The following is a 22,053-nucleotide window of genomic DNA, read 5'->3' as shown; positions in this document are numbered from 1 at the left end:
CAAGGAGCGGCATCTCAACACATTGGGCGGATACGGCGATTTTATATCGGCTGTAGGCTTGTTGTATGCTTACTGTTCGCCTTATCTATTGCTGTTTTTTGGGGTGAGATATTGATGGCGCTCTTTAGCCTTACATCGTTGTGGGTACCTATCATATTTTTATCAGCATTTGTTTGCCAATTGCTTTATCAAAAACCTTGGATTATCAACGAAGAGACCATTTTAAACTTCCTCAACCTACATTATCCGGATTTACAGGAAAGCGGAAACCTGCTGCTTAAAAAACATGATGAGCTTAACCTGTTAGAGAGGCTGCAACTATCAAAAGTTGAAGAGAATCTTATCAAGATCCCCATATTGCAAAAACAGTTTTTGAAGCCTGTAAAACAAGCCAGTATAGCGTTAGCAACGGCTTTGGTTGTTGGGCCTTTGCTGATAACATTAGTCCATCGTAAACCGGACACGGGCTTATTAGGCGCTGTTCCGCAGGCAGAAAAAGAAAGCAAAACCACAGAAAAAATACTTCCACAAATTACAGGGGTTAAGTTAACGATAACGCCACCTGCCTACACCGGGAAAGCTAAACGCAAGCAGGATAAATTTGCAATAGAGGCTGAAGAAGGCGCGGCAATCTCCTGGGAGATCAGTACCAACACCACCGTTAAACAGGTATCGCTGTTACTTAACAACAAACAGATTATCAGGCTAAAAGCTATTGATGCAGAAAAACAAACATGGGCAGTACAGGCAACTATCAACCAGCCGGGATTTTACCAGGTTAATATTGATGGTAAGCTGTCCGATTTGTATGCTATACAGATTATCCATGATCTTCCGCCGGTTATTCATATTAAAACACCGCAGCCTTACACTTATATCGATGCAGGCGAAGCGCAGCAGGTAAACATCCGGGCTACTATTAATGATGATTACGGCGTCCTCAACGCGCTGATATTTGCCACCGTGGCTAAAGGCAGCGGCGAGGCGGTAAAGTTTAAAGATTATAAACTGGATGCGGGTATCGCATTTAGCAATCGCCTGCCCAATTATGATTTGCAGAAGCTGGTGAAGCTTCCCGCCTTAAACATGGAGCCGGGCGATGAATTATACTTTTATATCCAGGCAACCGATACCCACCAACAACAAAGCCGCACCGATGTCTACACAGTATCCATACAGGATACTGCCAAACTGTTAAGTATGGACGGCATCGTAACCGGTACCGATCAAAAGCCTGAATTTTTCAGGAGCGAACGACAGATCATCCTCGATTCGGAACGGTTACTTAAAGAAAAAGACAGCATCAGCGCCGCGCAGTTTAAAAACCGGAGCAACGATCTGGCTACCGATCAAAAGCTATTACGCCTGCGCTACGGCAAGTTTTTAGGCGAAGAATCAGAATCGGATATTGGCAGCGATGATAACAACGCGGTAAGCGATATCAATAATTTTGGCAATGCCGATGTGATCAAGGATCAATACACTGATAAACATGATAACGCCGAAGACGCGGGATTTTTTGAACCGGGACAAAAAGCACAGCTAAAAGCTACCCTTACCGAAATGTGGAAAGCCGAGTTACAACTCCGTTTATACAAACCGCAGGATGCCCTGGCGTTTGAGTATAAAGCGCTACGCCTGCTGAAAGACCTCCAACAAAAATCGCGGGTATATGTGGCCAAAACCAGCTACAACCCTCCCCCATTAAAATTAGAGAAAAGGTTGAGCGGCGATCTGTCGCCCATCAAATCAACATCGTTAAAACAGGATATTAAGCCCGAAGCAGATCAGTTTGAAAGTCTACGGAAGGCCGCGGAAATATTAGGTCGGTTAAAAGCAGGAGCAAGTATTAACGCTCAACAACAGCAAATGCTGATCCCTGCAAACAAGCAGTTGAGCATCAAAGCGACGACCGAACCGGGCAGCTATCTGGCGGCTATGAATGCGCTAAACAATATCCTATCGCCCGATAAAAAAATAAAACAAGGCGATATTGTTTTGGTGCAGAGGGCTATTCAAAAAGCGCTTCACGCGGCAAATAAAACACCTGCGGCCGGGCAAAACAGTTTGGATATGGGTTTATCGCAACAGTATTTTAAAAACTTAAACCGTAGCCGGCAATGATGCAAAACAACTGGAACATACTTGTTTTAAGCATCTGCCCGCTTATCGCCGCGGTATCGGTATGGAAGGAAATCAGGCGCCCTAATAAAAGGTTGCTTGGCTTGCGTATCATTGCTGTTTTTATGGCGATTATCGCTTTAGCCTGCATTGCTATCCCTATAAAATATCAAACGGATATTACAGCATCCAATCAATCGGAAGCGGTTTTAATAACCGATGGATTTAGCCCGGATAGCCTATCCGCCTATAAAAATTTAAAGCAGTTCACTTTAAATGCCAACATTAAAAAGCGCTATCCTAATTTGGTTTTACTTGATAAATTAAGTCACCTAAGTGCGGATTCAGGTATCACCCGGTTACATATTTTAGGAGATGGCTTAAGCGAATTCGAGTTATCGCAACTCAACTGTTTATCCTTCTCATTCCATCCCGAACAATTTAAACAAGGTGTTACTGCTGTAAACTGGAATTCTCGCATCAAAACCGGCGACGAGTTGAAAGTACAGGGTACCTATAAAAACTCATCTCCCAACAAAATTAAACTACTGCTTGAAGGCCTCGGTACACCGCTCGATTCAGCATTTATAAAACCCGAAACTACGGCCAAATTCGAACTAAAAAATATACCTAAAATTTCGGGAAAGGCAGTATACCGCCTTTTGACTATTTCGGGTGAGGATACCGTTAATAGTGGCAACATTCCTTTCCGGGTTGAAAGCGCCACACCTTTAAAAGTGCTGATGCTTACTTCCTCGCCCGATTTTGAGACCCGTTTCCTGAAAAACTGGCTATCTGAAAAAGGTTATGCGGTAGCCCTGCGCTCCACGATCAGCAAGGATAAATTCCGTACCGAGTTTATCAATAGGCCCGCCATCTCATTGGAAAACATTTCGGGTGCTGTTCTGGATAAATTTGATCTGCTCATCGGTGATCTATCTACATTAAAAGCAATCTCACCACAAAATTCATCGGCCTTAAAAGCAGCGGTAATGCAAAGCGGCTTTGGCGTTATTATCAGGGCCGATAGTACGGCTGGCAATTCATGGTTGCAAAGCAGTTTTAAAACCCTGCCATCGCAAGGGCGGGATACGCTGGGCTACCCAATCCTATTACGAGGCGATCAGAAATCGCTTGCTGCATTAACTATGGGCCAATCGTTTATTAAGCTTCAGGATGATATCCAACCATTGGTTACCAACACACACGGGCATTTGCTCGCGGCTACATCTTTAACCGGTAACGGCAAATTGGTTTACACGGTGATCAACAACTCCTTTAGCTGGGCATTATCAGGTAACAAAGTCGATTACGCAAAGCTATGGTCGGCATTAATTCAGCAAGCTGCACGTAAAGCACCACCTACAGAAAGTTGGGATGTAACCACGGATCTCCCATCGGTTTCGTCGCCGGTTGATCTGCAATTAAAAAGTACAAATGCTACAATTGCGACTGTGGGTGAAGCGGATTTATCGCCCAGCCAAAACCCGTTGCTCCCATTTGAATATCATTATCAATATCGGCCTAAAACAAGCGGATGGCAGTTAATAAAAGCCGGCAACGCTACAAACTGGTGGTATGTTTATGGCGGTAACGAATGGCAAAGCCTCCGCAAATTAAAGAAGCAGACGGATACCAGGCGCTACAGCCTTAGCCATCCGCACACCACCGGTGTAACAAAACCGATACAGAAAAAAGCAACAATTTTGGTATCGAAAATATATCCTTATATTTTGCTCTTATTAGCATGCACGTTTCTGTGGGCCGAAGCTAAAACGGCAAGGTCGGTAACAACCTCTCGCAAAGGGCGGCTATAAACAACACTATTTTAAAATTAAACGCCCGGTTGCCCATTCAGGGAGGCCCTAAAGCGTTAAGGAGGAAAATACTTTGAGAAGACGAGACTTTCTTTATTTATCAGGTATGGGGGCAGGCGCGTTAATGCTGCCCGACTTATCTGCTTTCGGTAAAACGATTGATCCGGCACAAGCCCTCGAGCGGGTGGATGTAGCCATTAAAAAAGAGCTGGCCGATGTAGCGCTCAACACCGCAAAATCTAACGGGGCAACCTACGCCGATGTGCGCATAGGCCGCTACCTGAACCAGTTTGTAGTAACCCGCGAAAACAAGGTACTGAACGTAGCCAATACCGAATCCTACGGTATCGGCATCCGCGTTATTGCCAATGGTTGCTGGGGCTTTGCCGCTACCAACGATGTAACCAAAGAGGGCATGGCCAAAACCGCCCTTAAAGCGGTGGCTGTTGCCAAGGCCAACGCCAAAATTGGCGGCGCGCCGGTACAACTGGCCCCGCAAAAAGGCTACGGTGAAGTAAGCTGGAAAACCCCGCTTACCAAAAACGCTTTCGAAATCCCTGTAAAAGAAAAGGTAGACCTGTTGCTTAACGCCAACGGCATAGCCATGGCAGGTGGAGCAAACTTTGTAAACTCGGTTATGTTTGCCGTTAACGAGCAAAAATACTTTGCTTCAACAGATGGCTCATACATTGACCAGGATGTACACCGCTTACAACCAAGCTTTACCGTTACCAAGATCGATCCTTCGGCAGGTTCATTCGAAACCCGTCGTTCGTTAAGTTCGCCGGTGGGTATGGGTTACGAGTATCTGGATGCATTGGAGAGCGAAAAGGTTGGAGGTATCACCCCCCGCTACAAAAAACGCTACGACATGCTGGAGGATATCAAATTTGCCACCAAGCAGGCCGCCGAAAAAATAAAAGCAAAATCTGTTGAGCCGGGCAAGTATGATCTGGTACTTGATCCATCGCACCTTTGGTTAACTATTCACGAATCTGTTGGTCACCCAACCGAGCTCGACCGGGTATTGGGCTATGAGGCCAACTTTGCCGGTACCAGCTTCTTAACGTTAGATAAATGGAAATCGGGCAAATTCAACTTCGGCAGCAAGGCCGTTAATATTGTGGGCGATAAAACCCAGGTTGGCTCATTAGGCGCTGTAGGTTATGATGACGAGGGCGTAAAATGCAAAAAATGGGATATCATTAAAGATGGTATTTTGGTTAACTACCAGGCCATTCGTGATCAGGCGCATATTATCGGTTTAACCGAGTCGCAGGGCTGCTGTTACTCGCAAAGCTGGCAGGATGTACAGTTTCAGCGCATGCCTAACGTTTCGCTGCAGCCGGGCAAAACACCGCTTAGCGTTGATAACATGATCAAAAACGTAGAAAAAGGCGTTTACATCATCGGCGATGGTTCATTCTCTATCGATCAGCAACGCTATAACTTCCAGTTTGGCGGGCAGCTGTTTTATGAAATTAAAGAAGGCAAAATTGTTGGCATGCTGAACGATGTTGCCTACCAGGCCAATACCCAGGAGTTTTGGAACTCGTGCGCGCAGGTTTGTGATGAAAGTGACTATCGTTTGGGTGGCGCTTTCAGTGATGGTAAGGGGCAACCAGCCCAATCAAGCGCGGTATCGCACGGATCATCAACCGCGTTGTTTAAAGGAGTTAACGTTATTAATACTAAAAGAAAGATCGGATAATTGAAATGGCAATATTAACTAAAGAAGAAGCCCAGGCTTTATTGAAGAAAGTACTTGCTTATTCAAAAGCCGAAGAATGTGAAGTAAGTGTAAACGGCAGCGAAGGCGGCAACATCAGGTACGCGCTGAATGCAGTATCAACCGCAGGCGATATCAGCACAATGGGCCTGGCTGTAACCTCGGTTTACGGCAAAAAAGCCGGAACCGCAACCATTGATGAATTTGACGACGCGGCCCTTGAAAAAGTGGTACGCCGCTCGGAAGAACTGGCACAACTGGCGCCACCAAATCCGGAATATATGCCGATGCTTGGCCCAAGTGAATTTAAGGAAGAAATTACTTTTAACCCAACTACCGGTGCTATGACTCCCGATAGCCGGGCCGACCTGGTAGCTAAAAGTTTGGCGGTTACTAAAGAAGCTAAGTTAACAGCAGCCGGTTTCCTTGAAAACTCAACCGGCTTTAGCGCCATAATGAACTCGAAAGGTTTGTTCGCCTATACCAAAGGTACCGATGTTACTTTCTCGGTAACTACCCGTAACGAGGCCGGTACGGCATCTGGCTATGCTGCACGTGGTTTTACGGATGTGAGCAAACTGGATACATTTTCGGCAACTAAAATTGCTTCAACCAAATGCTTAAGCTCATCGGGCGCTAAAGCTATTGAGCCGGGTAAATATACCGTGATATTGGAGCCAGTGGCGGCTACCTACATGATGGAAAACATGTTCCGTTTTGATGCCCGCAGTGCCGAAGAAGGCCGGAGTTTTTTAAGTAAAAAAGGCGGCGGCACGCGCTTAGGCGAACAACTGGTTGACCCAAAGGTTACCATCTACTCTGATCCTTTCAACCCAGATCTCCCCTCTTCAACCTGGAGCGGCGAAGGTTTACCACGCGAAAAAACAATGTGGATAGATAAAGGCGTAGTTAAAAACCTGAGTTACTCTCGCTATTGGGCCGATAAAAAAGGTGTAAAACCGCTTCCCGGTCCCGGCAATATTATTATGGAAGGCGGTGATGCCAGTATTGAAGATCTGATTAAAAGTACCGAACGCGGTATTTTGGTATCGAGGTTATGGTACATCCGTATGGTCGATCCTCAATCGTTATTATTAACCGGCCTCACCCGCGATGGTACGTTTTATATTGAAAATGGTAAGATCAAATTCCCGGTTAAAAACTTCAGGTTTAATGAAAGTCCGGTAATTATGCTGAACAATCTTGAAGCTTTGGGCAAGCAGGAACGCAGCATTAGCGTTGAAAGCTACCGCAGCTACCTGATCCCGCCGATGAAGATCCGTGATTTTACATTCAGCTCGTTATCTGATGCTGTTTAAATAATACGATCAGCCTGTCGTGTTACAACGGCAGGCTTTTTTAATTGAGATTCCTCCCCGACCGTCATTGCGAGGTACGAAGCAATCCCCGACTTTACAGGGCGGATTTGCTTGGTCGCTCTGCCTATTGGGGATTGCTTCGTACCTCGCAATGACGTGGTGGTGAGATTGGCTTCAAAGCTTCGTTTAAATTACTTTTTATTTTTAAAACCCATGAAATTTCTATCCCTCGAACCATTCGTTCCCTCCGGCAGTAACTTTGAAGGTTCACGCGGTTTCTTCCTCGAATTAGGCTTTCACATCAATTGGGAAGTTGATGGTTACATTGGCTTTCAGCGCGACGAATGCAGGTTTATCCTCCAAAAATTTGAAAATGTTGATTTCGCCCAAAACTTTATGCTGAGCGTAAAGGTGACCGATGTTGATCAATTCAGAAAAGATGTATTGGATAAGCAATTACCTCAAAAATACGGTATTCGAATCGGCGAGATCACCAAAGAACCTTATGGCCGCGAGGTTAATATTATTGATATTGCAGGTGTTTGCTGGCATTTTGTGGAACAATAATTTCGATCATAAATACGCATCAGATATCTTTATAAATCAGGATTGCACTCTCTCTAACGGTGTAAACCAGCCATTCATCATATCATTTTTCTCAATATCTTTGTGCCTGTGCCAAACTGTTTGACATTTAGATTGGTGCGATAACAAATTTACGAACCGGCACATATCTGATGAGCAACCTGATACCTCCGCTAAAAGCTTCCAAAAACCTATATCGCCTGTTTATTATATCCCTGGTATTCACCGCTATTGTCGCGGTAGGCTCATTGATATTAAAATATTCGATAGTTAGAAAGCTGGATAAACTGAGCCGCGAGTTCAGGGAACCATCCAAAACGCAAGACATTAGCAATATTCTTATAGAGCTAAATACAGCCGAAAACGATTTTCAACAGGCTGGTTTATATGGCGATAAAAACAAACTGGATAGTTATAAAAAAAGATTGACAACCATATTCGGCCAGATTCAGGTCATCCTGAAAGAATACCAGGCCGATAGTGCCCGATACTTCCCCGGCACTAAGCAACATATCTCCAGTTCGCTTCAAAACAAATTAATGTTATCAGAGCAGGTATTGGTGCTGAAACATGGTTTTGATTCATTGCTAAATGCCACAACGTTGGAAGGCATCAATGTATCTGCTCCATCAACCCAAAACGTAGGCCTGCAGTTTAAGCAGCACGTTAAGGTAAAGCAAAAGGCAGATACCACGGTAACCGTCAATAAAAATAAAGCCGGATTTTTCAAGCGCCTGCGCGATGCCATCACCAATAAAAACCAGGATACCCGCACACTCACCATCAGGCGCGAAAGGCAGATCAAAGATTCACTTACCCGCTCGCTTAACCGAAAGCACGAGTTTATCATCAACGATCTGTTAAAGAAACTCAACGAAAAAAACAACCAGCTTGTAGGCTCCAACAAACGCCTGGTAGCAGCTAATCTCGATTTTGTATCGCAGATTCGCGAATTATTAAAACAACTGCGGGATATCGACCTTGGTGCCTGGATAAAAGACCGCAGCGAGATCCTGAAACAGTACCAGGCCGCTACCGATGAGATGAACACCTTTACCGGTATAGCCATCATTGTAGTGTTGTTGTTTATCCCACTACTTATTGTATTCATTTTTAGGGCACGCACCGCCGAACAGAATTATCTAACTGAAAATGAAAGAACTGTAGCCTTAGCCGGACAAAAATCTGAAATACTGGCTACCATGAGCCACGAGATCCGCAACCCGCTTACGGTTATCAACGGCGCTATTTATATGCTGAATAAAACCCCGCTCACAGAAGATCAGCAAAAAAAGATAGCCGCTATTAACCATTCTACGGGCATGCTAATGGGCACCATCAATAATATTCTGGACGCCGGGAAGATGGAAAACCAGCAAACAGATGTGCTTACAATAACATCTTTTGCCCCCTGTAAAGAGATCAGCGAAGCCGTAGAGGCCGTTAAATTTATGGCCGAGAACAAAGAACTAACCATCGCCGCCGAATTTACCGGTGATAAAGAAACGCTGGTTAAAGGAGATTCTTTCCGCCTTAAACAGGTGATGGTGAACCTGCTTAGCAACGCCATTAAATACACCGATACCGGCAGCGTTACCGTGCAGGCCATCATCACCCCCATCAACCCGCATAAAGCTGAATTACAGGTAAGTGTTATTGATACCGGCGTAGGCATCCCGAAAGAAAAACAGGATAAATTATTTACCCGTTACTACCAGGCTAACCAGGCCGGCCGTAAACCGGGAACAGGTTTGGGTTTGTATATCTGCCGCGAGATCATCAACCTGCAAAAAGGCAGCATCGATATAGAAAGTGAAGCAGGCAAGGGTTGCTGCATCAGGTTTAAGATAGCTTATGAAAGGGATGAAGCGTAGATATATTTTGTTGCGCTTTTAACAGATTTCGCTGTAGCAGCATATCCCTTATAAAAAGAACGGTCATGCTGAATTTATTTCAGCATCCCATTCGCTAAGCAACCTCGCCAGGCAAAGTGGCTACCTGTCCTGTGGGATGCCGAAATAAATCGGTATGACTGGAGGGGGATATATCCCCTCTTGCTGGTCGAAGTTTAGCGACAGCGTAACTTCGTCCTAAAGTGTCGGAAGCATTCTGCTTCCGGATGCAAAAAGCACATAATATACGGTAAAGTTAAGCTGAAAGCTTAACGCAGTTTGGGTCGAAGTTATGCTGCGCTAAACTTCGACCAGTTCCGAACTAAACCTCGTTCATATCCAATTCTAAATACTGATATCCTTTAACATCCCACTCAATTTCTCCTCAATCTCTTTATTACTCACAATCTTATATTTATTGCGGTTAAAGCTAAATACCCCGTCAATAATCGATGCGTTCCGGTCATAATCTTTCCCCGTTATTTCAATAGCACGATTGGCCGATATTACGCCATCAAGCTTCAGATTAATAGTTTGTTGCCGGTTAGTAGCCAGATTTTTAACCTCGGCGTAAGCTGATGAAGGGTTGATAAACAGGTTAACAGAATAAACAAGCTTCTCTCCTTTCGCAACCGTAAATGAATCCGTTTTAAAATCCACCGCGGTTTTAAAAATTTCCTGCATACCGGGCTTTTTGGTAACGTACATGGTTGATTTTGGATTATTGATATTATCATCAAGCGGGATGTAGTAATCTTTAACCAGGAAGTCGCCGGTTTGGAAGCTTAGTTTTTCGTACGAGTAAAAGGGGGTATATGCTTTAGTTTGTGCCGTGAGGGTAAAAGGCAATAAGGCTATTGCAGCGGTAATTAATGTTTTCATCGATCTGTCGGTTTTAAGGAAGACGACAGATCGATGAAATTAGTTGCAAGCCATGCCGGATTATTCTAAAACAGCTAAGATGCTATTTAAACTTTTCCGGATCAAGCCTGAAAAAGCGCACCGCGTTGTTAAAAAGGATATCTCTTTTTTGTTCTTCGGATAGGTAATCGGCGTTTTCGATGATGCTTAACGAGGTTTCAACCAGCTTTGGCCAGATCAGCATATCCGTACCATACATAATTCGTTTACCAAAGCCGGCCTGCACCAGCCTTTTCAAATAAGCGTTCACCTCTACCTGCGAGTAGCTCCAGATTAAACCGGCCATATCTACATAAACATAGGCGTTGGCTCCCATCAGGGCTATCATATTATCAACCAAGGGATAACCGGCATGCATTACCCACACTTTTAATTTAGGGTGACGGGCCAGTAGGTCTTCCAGTAATAAAGGGTCGCCCATAGATGCGCGGTATTTTGGCGAGGTGAGGTTAGCCATCCCGTTACCGCCGGTACCCATGTGGATGCCTACCGGGATGTTCAGTTTTTCGGCAGCCGCAAAATAACCATCAAGCGACAGATCCGATGGAGAAAGCCCCTGGTATTGCGGGGCCACCTCGCCCATTACCTTGTAAAATCCGGATGAAAGCGAATCGGTAAAAGCCACTACACTCATATCTTTTGGCGAGCTTACACCGATGCCGGGGATGATGCGATCACCTCCCACTTTTTTCCAGTTGCGGATGATGGTGGCGTCGCCGTAAACTACCATGGTCATGTTAAGGCGTTTCATAGTTGCCATGATCGAATCCTGCATTTCTTTATCCGAATGGGCAGCCGGCAGCGGAATAGCGCAGCCGGTACTTAAAAATGATGGCGGCGGCGAATTAGGGTCGCTACCGGGCATATTCCGCAGAAACCCGGGGCATAATGGTGGTATGCCCGGCGATACCTTCATGGCATGCACGTGTACATCAATAATTGGCAACGGCGCACTTTTTTTGGGGGCCGTAACCTGGGCATCTAACAGGCCGGGCAACAGCAACAAGGCGGTAATAAAAGCGGATAATCTCATACTATAGCAAAGGGTTAGTTGGTTGGTAATTATTTACTCTGCTTAAAATTAACGATGCGAAATGCAACTTGCAACATTATAGTAACATTTTGTTACAATAATGTTTAAAGACAGGGAAAATCAAGTTTAATGAATAAAAAATATCCTTTCTATAGAGCTGGGATGGGAAGTAGCACGGGAGCGAAAGAGAAATCTTCTACGCCTTGTAAGGGAAATGGCCCATGAACGGCCGGATGGCATGCCGAAGAATTACTCACCCGGTCTACGCTACGCTGGACCACCCTCTCTTCGGCAAGCCGCAAAGAGGGTAGGAAAAATAAAAACCAAGAAATCTCGTCTTTACGCGCAGCGTAGGAGGGGTGACGAGCGTAGCGAAGTCGGGGTGAGTCAATATGCGGGCGATGATTTTGCATAACGTCTAATGATGGGCTATTACTCTTGTAAGCTGCTATTCATTCGTTAAAGCAGGACGTTCAAGATTTCTCCTCACCCTTGCACGCTTCCCCCCGCTGTTCGTCGAAATGACAATTCGTTTTTACAGTATCCCACCTCATTAAAACAAGAAAGCCGCCGGTAATTACTTACCGACGGCGTTTCCATTCATAAGGGGCTATTATCTTTGGGTTACCCGCACCCAATCCACCAGCATTTTGGCCTGGCCGTTTTTTACCATTTCTACAGAAGATTCGGGCATGCCATAAGGCTTTTTAATGCCGTTTATCTTTACCGGGTATCCTCCGCCTAAAGCAAAATTAAGGATGAGGTATTGCTGATTATCAAATACCCATTTACCATAATGCTGTGCCATGGTTTTGGTTACCCGGAACATCAGTTTACCATCATACTTAAACAGCAATTCATCGGGTGTCCAATCCACCGCGTAGGTGTGCCAGTGGGTTACATCGTTATTGGCATCGAGGTAAAGGCGGTTAACAAACGGTGTTTCGCCACTGTAGCCGCTACCGTGTACGGCTGCGCTTACCCAGTCCTTTTCGCCAATGTACTCCATAATATCGGTTTCGCCGGTGTGGGGCCATTCGCCGGTGCCAAGCAGCCACCAGGCCGGCCAAAAGCCTGCGCCATCAGGTAGTTTAATGCGGGCCTCGGCTGTGCCGTAAGTAAACTGGAATTTGTTTTGGGTGGTCATCCGGCTCGATATAAAATCAAAGTTCTGGCCATCCTTGGTAACAAAGCCCGGTGACGATTGCGGACGGATCACCAAAGCGCCTCCATCGGCACCTTCGGCATCGGCCCCATGCACAATAAATGCTGTTGAAGGCGTATCTACATAAGCCTGCAACTCATCATTAAAATGGTTGTTTTTGCCGGTTATCTCAAAGTTCCATTTGTTGCGGTCTATATTATCGGCGTTAAAATCATCAAAAAAAACCACTTTACCTTTTGAAGTAGCAATGGTAGATTTCTTTTGTGCCGAGCAGCCTGATACCGAAACAGCGGCGAATAAAAGCGCTACAATCCGGTTGTGTCTGTATTTATTTAGTTCCATAAATTATATTAGGGGATTAAATAGCCGGGCCTTGCAGCCCGGCCGTTTTATTAATTTGTTTTATAGAACCTTACGTAATCAACCTCCATTGTACCGCTGCTAAAGCCCGGATCAACTGCGCCGCCCAGGTTGCCACCCATGGCCACGTTCAGTATCAGGAAGAAGTTTTGGTTAAATGGTAGCGTACCGTCATTAGCTACGGTATGGAATACATTACCATCCACCGAGATTTTAATTGTGGTTGGCGACCAATCCAAGGCATACACATGAAACTCGGTTGTAGCGTTGGTGATATCTGTTGCGCCACCATTACCATTACCACCCGAATGACCAGGATAATGTAATGTGCCGAGGATGTGGTTCAGGTTGTTACCAATATGTTCCATAATATCCATCTCGCCGCAGGCAGGCCAGGGCGAAGTAGCGTAGTTGCTGCCCAACATCCAGATAGCTGGCCAGGTACCTTTACCGGCCGGAAGTTTAGCTTTGATCTCTAAACGGCCATATTTAAATACCTGCTTGTTCTCGGTAACTATACGGGCCGAAGTGTAAGCGCTGCCCATGTAATCTTCTTTCTTGGCGGTAATTTTCAAAGTACCACCCGATACAACTACGTTGGTAGCCCTATCGGTATAATACTCCAGTTCGTTATTGCCCCAGCCACCTGCACCAAGGTTATAGCCCCAAACAGATGGGTTAGGCGCGCCATCAGTATTAAACTCTTCCGACCAGGTAGGCGTTGGCCCGCCGGTGCTGGTGAACGATATGTTGAACGATACCGTTTTCGACGCGGTACTGCCTGTGCTGCTTTTGGCCGTCACTTTAACAGTATAGCTACCCTCGGCAAGGTATTTATAGGTGATGGAGCCATTGGTGGAGTTTTGGAAACTGCCGTTGCCCAAATCAAACTCATAGCTTACCGCGTTGGTTGCGGTGGCAGTGAAGGCAACGTTACCGCTGCCATCGGTTGCTACCACGGCTTTCAGGTCGAGCCCTTTAGGCGGTGTACCTACCGAACCCAGTCCCTCGTTCTTTTTGCCGCATGCGGCAAAAAGAACTGAGGCTAACATAATGAATAATGATATGCGTAAATTTTTCATGTTGTTACGGTTTAACTTTTAATTTCTGATACCAGGCCAGGCCGTCGATACCGATGTTGCGCAGGAATATTTGTGTTGAGGTGAGCGACAAGATCTCGTAAGTATTGCCACCGGTACCAAAATTGATCAAACCGTTACCAGGAACCAAAAACTGGTAACCGGTAGAGTTTGTTGAATTTGACCCCGAAGTAGCATTCATAAAGCTAAGGTTCCGAACACCCGATACATCAATATCATAGCAATTATCACCACCCGATTTTCCGTAGAATACGGTTGAAGCACCGATAAAGAACGATTGCCCTTTGTTATTGATGCTCATGCTTACGGTATTGTTGGCGTTTTTGATGAAAGTGATCTCATCATCATACAAACACTCGGCACGCTCATTAGGAGCAGCAGCATAGTAAGAAGGTGTAAAACCATCTGCCGGCCCAACACCTACGTGGCCAGGATTTGTTCTATCGGTAACCCATACTTTTGACGAACCACCAGTTAGGTTGCTCAATATATCCGCAGGGATAACAAAGGCTACAAACACACTCACTTTTTTGCTGATGGTTGAGGTGCTGCCACCTGTACCCACCGCGTTAACTGTAATGGTATAATCGTTTGTACCGGGGCTGTTGTATTTTACGGTAGTTGTACCGGCACCCATCACCTGTGTACGGCCGTCGCCAAGGTCAACCCTGTAGGTGATGGTGTTGTTGGAGGCCAGGGTTATTTTCACCTTCCCACTGCCCATACCTGCCGGGTTGGCGGCATCGGCGCTATCCACCACCACGGTCAGTTTTAAATCCGACGGGCTGGTGAGTTGCCCGAACGAATATTCGGGCTTTTTACAGCTGCTATAACCAATAACAGCCGCTATAATAATTATCGCTATTGCTTTTATGTTGATTTTCATGATCTGTTATTAATTAAGGGTGATATCATCTAACAGGAAAGTATAATTGGCAGATCCATCGCCTTTCGTGCCGTTATCAAAAATCAGCACTATTTTTTGGTAGGATTTTGCCGTGTTGATACCGCTGTAATCAAATGTGAGTTCTTCCCAGGCGTTGGCCGTGGTGGTTGATACTTCTTTTTCAAACGAGGTGCTGCCATCGGTCAAATTCTCTACCTTCAATAATACCTTAGCACCCGCGCGCGGTGAGTAAACCTTCATTTTAAAGGTTTTTTTGGTCGAAAAATCTATCGGGTTATCAAGCGTAATAAAGCTGCCGCCGTAGGTTTCGCCGTTATATTTAACCATTTGTGCAACTTTGGCGCTGGTGTTGATACCGGTTGCGTGCGGGTTATTCACTACAGAAAGTACACCCCCCGCAAAATCAGTAAAGTTGTAGGTTACTGTTGATGACTCGAAAGTAAGCGGTAAACCCAGCACGGTCGAACCAGGATCAGGCGCTATAAACATTACATCATCCCAATAAAACTTCTTGCCGTTGCCTGTATTTCCAAAATCGAAGAAAATGGAAGCTTTATCGTAGTTGGTAGATAAATCAAGCGCCGGTGTACCTGCCGAGTTCTTGGTGAAGTCGAAGGTTAACGTTTCCCATGCATTAGCCTTAGTGGTTAGCACATCGGTTTCTACTGATTTTGCACCATTGGTATGATCTTCCAGTTTCAGTTTAATATCGATACCTGCCGCAGGCGAATATACCCTTACACTCATTTTAGTTGAGGTGGCGGTAAGCGGTACTTTGGCAGAAAAACCGGTTGTACCCAAAGTTGTTCCAGCCCATGTTTCGGCTCCGTTAGGTTTCGTGGTTAATTTAACTTTATTGGCCGCGTTGGTTGGGTCAACTCCGTTAACAGTTTGGTTGTTGCCAAAATCGGTTACAGTGTAGTCAACATCGGTAGCATCAAAAGTTACCGGCAGGTTAATCTGTTTCAGGGTTGGCGGGGCAACTAACATCTGGAAATCATCCGAGTAGAATACCTTACCGCTACCTCCATTACCAAAGTCGAAGAAGATCGAAGCTTTATCATAAGTATACGTGGCGTCGAAGGCCGGTGTACCAGCGGCTTGTTTGCTAAAGTCGAATATTAGGGTTTCCCATGCATTGGCTTTGGTGGTGAGCACATCGGTTTCAACCGCGTGGTTGCCGTTGGCATGATCTTCTACTTTCAGCTTAATATCCAAACCGGCAGCAGGCGAGTAAACCCTCACGCTCATTTTAGCATACGCAGCGGTAAGCGGAATTTTTGTGGCAAAGCCAGATGCTGTACCCAAAGTGGTACCCGCCCAAACTTCGGCACCCGCAGGTTTCAGGGTTTTCATTACCTTATTGGCAGCGTTGGTTGGATCGGCAGCTAAAGATGATTGGTTGTTGCCGAAATCGCTCAGCGTGTAATCGTAATTAGGGTCATCAAAAGTGACCGGCAAATCTAACTGCTTGCCAACTTTAACAGCTTGCGTAAATATAGTTGTTGCCGCGCCGCCGCTAAGTGCTGTCACTTTTACGGTGTAAGTACCGGCACCCGCGTAAGCATGCTTAACAGTCTGGCCTTCTAAAAATGATACCGATGGAACCGGATTGGTAGCTGTCGAATCGCCATAAGCCACTTTAAACAAAGTTTCATAATCGGCAGTGGCAGCAACGCTCAGGTTTAAGCCATCGGTAGCTAAAGTCACCTTTAAGTTTTCAGGTGCCCTGAAAGCTACGGTTAGCGGCTGGGTTAATGTAGTGGTTTTGCCGCTCAGGTTATGACCAACAATTTTAACAGTATAATTACCTTCGGCATATTTATGCTGCGTGCTTTTGCCCGCGGCTACTTTAACATAGGTATCGCCGCCATCGCCCAGGTACACATCGTACGATGACGCGCCTTCGCCATTGGGAGTGATGGTTACCAAACCGGTATTATCATGCGTAATATCAAACAGCACCGATAATTTGCCGGGTTCGGGGGCATTTTTGGCGAATGAGGTATCGGTAAATTCCTCCTTTTTACAGCCTGCCGCTATGGCCAGCATCAGGGAAATACCTAAAATATATTTCATTGATTTCATGATCTTTTTCGTTTAAGGTTAATGATTAATATCCCGGATTTTGTGTTAACCCTGAAATATCCACTTCCTGCTGCGGTATAGGGAATACTTCATTTTTACCGGTTTTAAACCCCGTGATCTTCGCGGCAGCCTGCCCGGTGCGCACCAGGTCGAAAAAGCGATCGCCTTCCATACCCAGCTCCAGCCTTCTTTCATCCCAAATGGCTTGTTTTAAGGTTGCGCCGGTTGAGGTGATGTTATGAGTGGCATCACCAAAAGCACGGGCACGTACCTGGTTCAGGAAGCCTTGCGCCTTGGTATCATTTGGCGAACCTGCGCGGTTTTCAGCTTCGGCAGCCATCAATAAAACCTCGGCATAACGTAATGTCCTGAAATTGTTGAGGTAGTTCAGCTCCACCTGGCCAGATGTTTCACCTTTACGCGGCAGGTATTTGCCATTGTACAAACCTGTGTTTTTATAAGGCGCTACCTGGTAAGTAATGTTGAATGATGGATTGGCATTTTTATAAGCCTCGATATCGAAAGTGGTGATGGCTTTACGTTTATCGCCGGCCGCGTAAGCATTGGCCAGATCCTGCGTAGGCAAATTGGTGCTCCAGCCTGCCGCATAAGGCATATCGGCCGAACCATTCAATCCACGGATGCCGCATTGCTGTACCGAGTAATTACCCTGGCCACGAGTTTGGCCTCCCCAGTTATAATAAGGCGAGTTGTTGCTGTACTGAATTTCAAAAACAGACTCTGCCCCGTTTTCCCCAGCCGCCAAAAATATCGAAGCAAAATCCGGAACTAAAGTAAAGCCGCCATTGCTGATCACACTTTCCAATACTGTTTTTGCATCATCAAACTTATTCTCGTACAAATAAACCTTACCCAACATAGCTTGTGCAGCATATTTGGTAACACGGCCTTTTTGCGATTGGATAGTTGGCAACACAGCGATAGCACTGTTCAAATCGGCTTCAATTTGCTTGTACACATCGGCTTTAGGGCTGCGTTTTAAAGTTTTTGAATCTTTTACCTCTAAACGCCTGTCGGTAAACAAAGGCACATCGCCAAACATCCTTACCAATGAAAAATAGTAGTAGGCGCGCAGAAAAGTGATCTCACCATAAAGCGCATCCTTGCCTGTAAAGCTGATGGCCTGGCCGCCGGGGTTTTTGTCTTTATATTGAGTGAGGTAATTGGTACGGTTAATACCCTCGTACGATACCTGCCATAAATCGGTAAGGGTTGAGTTTACCGGGGTAAGCGTGTAATCGTCAATTTGTTGTAACGACAGTACATCTGATGCTGCCTCGCCGCCTGCTACCGAGTTATCCGAGGCGATATCGCCCACCGGTACCATTTGGTTTAACCATTGCAGCGGGGTGTAGGCACTCACCGCCATGGTGCGGTAATCGGTTTCGGTTTTCAGGTAATCCTGGTCGGTTACTTTGAAATCCTCGTGTGGGTTATAGTCTACAAATTTTTTACATGAGCCGGCCATGGCCATCAGCAAAGCCATACCTGCAAAACGTATATATATCTTCTTCATTTTTTGTCTGTTTTAGGTTTATAGCTTAATGTCGATACCAAAGGCGTACATGCGGGCTTGCGGGTAAGCGCCACGGTCGATACCGGTATCCATTACGTCGCCGGCAATTTCCGGATCGAAGCCTGTGTATTTGGTAAAGGTGAAGGCGTTTTTAACCTGGCCGTAAATGCGGATGCTTTTAAACACATTGCGCCCGAATGATTTTGGCAGCGTATAACCCAACTGGATGTTTTTGATTTTTACAAATGTGCCATCCTCTACATACCTGTCGGATACGCGGATATTGCTGTTCGGGTCGTTAAACGAGTACCTTGGGTAGCGGGCATCGTTGGTTGATCCGGGACCAGTCCAACGGGCCAGCACGTTGCGGAACTTGTTGGTGTAGTTTTGGTTACGCTCATAAGCCCTGTACACATCATTACCTATTGAAGCATAGGTGAAAGCGCTAAAATCAAAGCTTTTGTACGATACGCTCAGGTTCCACCCTAAAGTAAATTTAGGGAAGGGATTACCAATTTGTGTTTGATCGGCAGCCGTAATCTTGCCATCGTGATTAATATCTACATAGCGGATATCACCAGGCTGAGCGCCATCCTGCGTTGGAGCCGCGGCAATTTCGGCCATGCTTTGGAAAATGCCGGCGGTTTTATATCCGTAGAAATAGCCCGGCGTATGGCCTTTTTCAAAAACAGTAACCGTTTGCGACTGGCCGTTAAAGTAGCTGCCACCGGTTATACGTGCAGTACCATCGGTATTGGTTGCCGTAACTATGTTTTTACTGGTTGTAAAGGTGAAGTTATTGCTGAATTTGAGGTCTTTATTAATGGTTTCGTTATAGCCCAAGGTAATATCAACACCATTGGTTTTGGTTGAACCGATATTAGCCGTAGGCGGCGGGATGGTACCCAGGTATAGCGATACTGAAGGGGTGAACAATAAACCGCTTACACGTTTCTCAAAATAATCGGCAGATAAAGAGATCTTGCCTTTAAACAAGGTAAGGTCAAAACCCGCGTTGCTTTGCAACTGCTTTTCCCAGGCCAGGCTGTTATTGGCTGCCGAACCTACAGTTGAACCCGGATAGAAAATATTGCTGAAGTTATAACCGTTACTGTTGGCAGTAGGACCATAATCAGGACCGCCGGTTACTATCGATACATAAACCGGGCTAACGTTTTCGTTACCAGTTGAACCGTAGCTGCCGCGGATTTTCAAGTAATCAATAAAGGGAACTTTAAAGAAATCTTCACTGCTCACTACCCAGCCCAGTGAACCGGCGTAGAAGTTGGCAAACTTATTATCCTTACCAAAAGCCGATGAACCATCGCGACGGGCAGAGAACGACGCCAGGTATTTACCTTTATAATCGTAATTGGCGCGACCGAAATATGACAGGTTGCGTTTAAAATACTGGTAATATGAACCGGTTACAGCGTTCAGGTTATCGGCAGTGTTAGTACCGGTAGCAGCGCTGAAATCGGCAAATTGCCATGAGTTGAAAGGTACATCCTGCCTGCTGGCATTCATGCCGTTTCCGCTGGTTTTAGCCATCGAAAAACCTGCTACGGTTTCAAAGTGATGATCTTTTGCTACGTTAAAGTTGTAGTTGGCAAATGACTCCCAGGTGTAATTAAAATTGCTGTTTTTTGTTTGCGATATGCTGCTGTGCGAACCTGTTACCGTTGTGCCATCGGCATTCATGGTATTGTTCACGTTTTGCGGTCCGTAAAATATCAGCGGGGTAAAGTTTTTCGAGTTGTCATCGTACTTGGTGTAACCGAAACGGCTGTTTAGTTTCAGGCCTTTAATAACATCGTATTGAGCCTCGAATTTACCGTACAGCTTATTGCCTGTATTGCGGTTATAAGTATTATCGAGCTTGGTAAGTGGGTTAAATACTTCCGACAGGATGAGGTTACTGTAACCATATTTACCAACCGTGTTAGGATCGTTATTAGCAACCGGAACAGTTGGGTCAAAGTTTAAGGCGCTGCCCAGGATACTGTTAAATGAGTTTTCCTGTACCGAACGGCCGCTCAGTATAACATCTGTGGCGTTTACCAAAAATTTAAGTTTCGAGGTAAGGTCAAAACTTAAATTGGCTGTAAAGTTGCCCCTGTTAAATCTCGATTTATCGTAACCACCAACAATACCGCCCTGGCTTTGATAACCGGCCGAGATAAAGTATTGCATTTTATCACTGCCGCCACTGGCCGAAAGGTTGTGTGTTTGCATTGGCGCGGTATGGAAAACCTGGTCTTGCCAGTCGGTACCTACACCAAGGATAGAAAGATCAGGGAAAATGACCGGACCGCCTGATGTCACACTACCCTCGTTAACAATAGCGCCGTACTCGGTAGCGTTCAATACGCCAACTTTATGCAGTACGCTTTGTACGCCGTAGTTAGCATTGATACTGATCTGTGTTTTCTGATTTTTACCGCCCGATTTGGTGGTAACCACAATTACGCCGTTACCGCCCTTTAAGCCGTAAATAGCTGTTGAAGCAGCATCCTTCAATACGTTGATGGATTCGATATCCAATGGGTTGATCGAATTGAAATCAGTTAAGGTTTGTACCGAGCCATCAATGATTACCGTTGGGTCGTTACCTGAAAACGACGGGATACCACGTACCTGCACCGTAGGCTTTGAACCCGGCGAACCACTCTGGATCACGGTAATACCTGATGCCTGGCCTTGCAGGGCTTCTTCGGCACGTAGCGGGGTGAGTTTTTTGATATCGCTTGCTTTTACTACCGAGATAGCGCCCGATACATTGGTTACTTTTTGGGTACCGTAACCAACTACCACAACCTCGTTCAAAGCGTTGGCGGCGGCATCTTCAAGGGCGAAGTTCACCTCGCCGGCCTGGGTTACCTGGCGTTCAATAGGCGTCATACCGATAAATGATACTACTATAGTTGCGCCGCCCTGCGGTATTTGTAAAAAGTATTTTCCGTTAACATCAGTAACGGTACCATTGGTGGTGCCTTTAACAGCAACTGTTGCTCCGGGAACCGGATCGCCGGTCTTTTTCTCCGTAACCTTACCAGTTATGCGGAGCGTTTGGGAATAAGCCCTGCCTGCTAAACAGAACAGCAATGCAAGGCATATACAAAAACGTAATTTTAATTGCATAGAGTTTAAATTTTAGGTTATTAATATAATTGGTTTAAGGCCGCTGGGCTGATCGTTACATCCCTTGGGCGGTGCATATAGCACTAAACATATTGGTGGTTTTCATTTTTCAGGGTGGAAAGCTTGGCAATACCTCATGCACAATCGCTACAAAGCAATTGCATGGCTGCGCAAATGCAACACGAGGTTTACATAAGTTTAAATAACTCATTTACAGGTTGATACTTTTGGTTAAATAATAATGCCGGGGCATTGGGTTTATGGCTCCAAATGTATACACCGGTTAACCCACAGTGAAATTTCGGACTACATCACTACCACACACCTTGAAATTTTTG

At 45.6% G+C, this 22,053-nt stretch carries 14 protein-coding genes; 6 read left to right on the top strand and 8 right to left on the bottom strand.

Features of this window, described 5'->3' with window-relative positions:
- Positions 1-180: 180 nt before the first annotated feature.
- From HYN43_RS03610 to HYN43_RS03585, 6 genes are all read left to right on the top strand, one after another.
- The gene (locus tag HYN43_RS03610) at positions 181-2,124 is read left to right on the top strand and encodes a DUF4175 family protein (protein ID WP_162996300.1); all 1,944 of its coding nucleotides are present in this window, start codon (positions 181-183) and stop codon (positions 2,122-2,124) included.
- Positions 2,121-3,938, top strand: a complete 1,818-nt coding sequence (locus HYN43_RS03605) for a hypothetical protein (RefSeq protein ID WP_119408159.1) — start codon at positions 2,121-2,123, stop codon at positions 3,936-3,938. Before HYN43_RS03610 ends, HYN43_RS03605 begins: the two co-directional genes overlap by 4 nt.
- Positions 3,939-4,011: 73 nt before the next feature.
- Positions 4,012-5,649, top strand: coding sequence for a TldD/PmbA family protein (locus tag HYN43_RS03600; RefSeq protein WP_119408158.1), 1,638 nt, complete (start codon positions 4,012-4,014; stop codon positions 5,647-5,649).
- A 5-nt stretch (positions 5,650-5,654) separates the two neighbouring features.
- Positions 5,655-6,986: a TldD/PmbA family protein gene (locus tag HYN43_RS03595; RefSeq protein WP_119408157.1), complete on the top strand. Its 1,332-nt coding sequence runs from the start codon at positions 5,655-5,657 to the stop codon at positions 6,984-6,986.
- Between the two features lie 213 nt (positions 6,987-7,199).
- Complete coding sequence (locus tag HYN43_RS03590) at positions 7,200-7,553, top strand: VOC family protein (protein WP_119408156.1); 354 nt, start codon at positions 7,200-7,202, stop codon at positions 7,551-7,553.
- A 170-nt stretch (positions 7,554-7,723) separates the two neighbouring features.
- Entirely contained in the window at positions 7,724-9,445 is a 1,722-nt protein-coding gene (locus tag HYN43_RS03585) for a sensor histidine kinase (protein ID WP_119408155.1), read from the top strand.
- 363 nt (positions 9,446-9,808) lie between these two features.
- On the opposite strand, the gene HYN43_RS03580 is transcribed toward HYN43_RS03585, so the two are convergent.
- The 8 genes from HYN43_RS03580 to HYN43_RS03540 all read right to left on the bottom strand — a co-directional run bounded on the left by HYN43_RS03580 (position 9,809) and on the right by HYN43_RS03540 (position 21,715).
- Entirely contained in the window at positions 9,809-10,345 is a 537-nt protein-coding gene (locus tag HYN43_RS03580; RefSeq protein WP_119408154.1) for a hypothetical protein, read from the bottom strand.
- An 82-nt stretch (positions 10,346-10,427) separates the two neighbouring features.
- Positions 10,428-11,417, bottom strand: a complete 990-nt coding sequence (locus HYN43_RS03575) for an amidohydrolase family protein (protein WP_205589858.1) — start codon at positions 11,415-11,417, stop codon at positions 10,428-10,430.
- Positions 11,418-12,030: 613 nt separating this feature from the next.
- On the bottom strand, positions 12,031-12,924 hold the full coding sequence (locus HYN43_RS03565) for a glycoside hydrolase family 16 protein (RefSeq protein ID WP_119408152.1): 894 nt from the start codon (positions 12,922-12,924) through the stop codon (positions 12,031-12,033).
- Between the two features lie 50 nt (positions 12,925-12,974).
- Positions 12,975-14,024, bottom strand: a complete 1,050-nt coding sequence (locus HYN43_RS03560; protein WP_119408151.1) for a family 16 glycosylhydrolase — start codon at positions 14,022-14,024, stop codon at positions 12,975-12,977.
- A 4-nt stretch (positions 14,025-14,028) separates the two neighbouring features.
- A complete protein-coding gene (locus HYN43_RS03555) occupies positions 14,029-14,928 on the bottom strand; it encodes a PKD domain-containing protein (RefSeq protein ID WP_119408150.1) in 900 nt (299 codons plus the stop codon).
- Between the two features lie 9 nt (positions 14,929-14,937).
- Positions 14,938-17,037, bottom strand: coding sequence for a hypothetical protein (locus HYN43_RS03550; RefSeq protein ID WP_119408149.1), 2,100 nt, complete (start codon positions 17,035-17,037; stop codon positions 14,938-14,940).
- Positions 17,038-17,062: 25 nt separating this feature from the next.
- Positions 17,063-18,574 (bottom strand): RagB/SusD family nutrient uptake outer membrane protein, encoded by a 1,512-nt coding sequence (locus HYN43_RS03545; protein WP_119408148.1) that lies wholly within the window; start codon positions 18,572-18,574, stop codon positions 17,063-17,065.
- An 18-nt stretch (positions 18,575-18,592) separates the two neighbouring features.
- On the bottom strand, positions 18,593-21,715 hold the full coding sequence (locus tag HYN43_RS03540) for a SusC/RagA family TonB-linked outer membrane protein (RefSeq protein WP_119408147.1): 3,123 nt from the start codon (positions 21,713-21,715) through the stop codon (positions 18,593-18,595).
- Between the last annotated feature and the right edge of the window lie 338 nt (positions 21,716-22,053).

Origin of the sequence: Mucilaginibacter celer, assembly GCF_003576455.2 — a bacterium.
In the GTDB taxonomy this organism is placed as follows: domain Bacteria; phylum Bacteroidota; class Bacteroidia; order Sphingobacteriales; family Sphingobacteriaceae; genus Mucilaginibacter; species Mucilaginibacter celer.
This window is presented reverse-complemented; position numbering and strand designations above follow the sequence as displayed.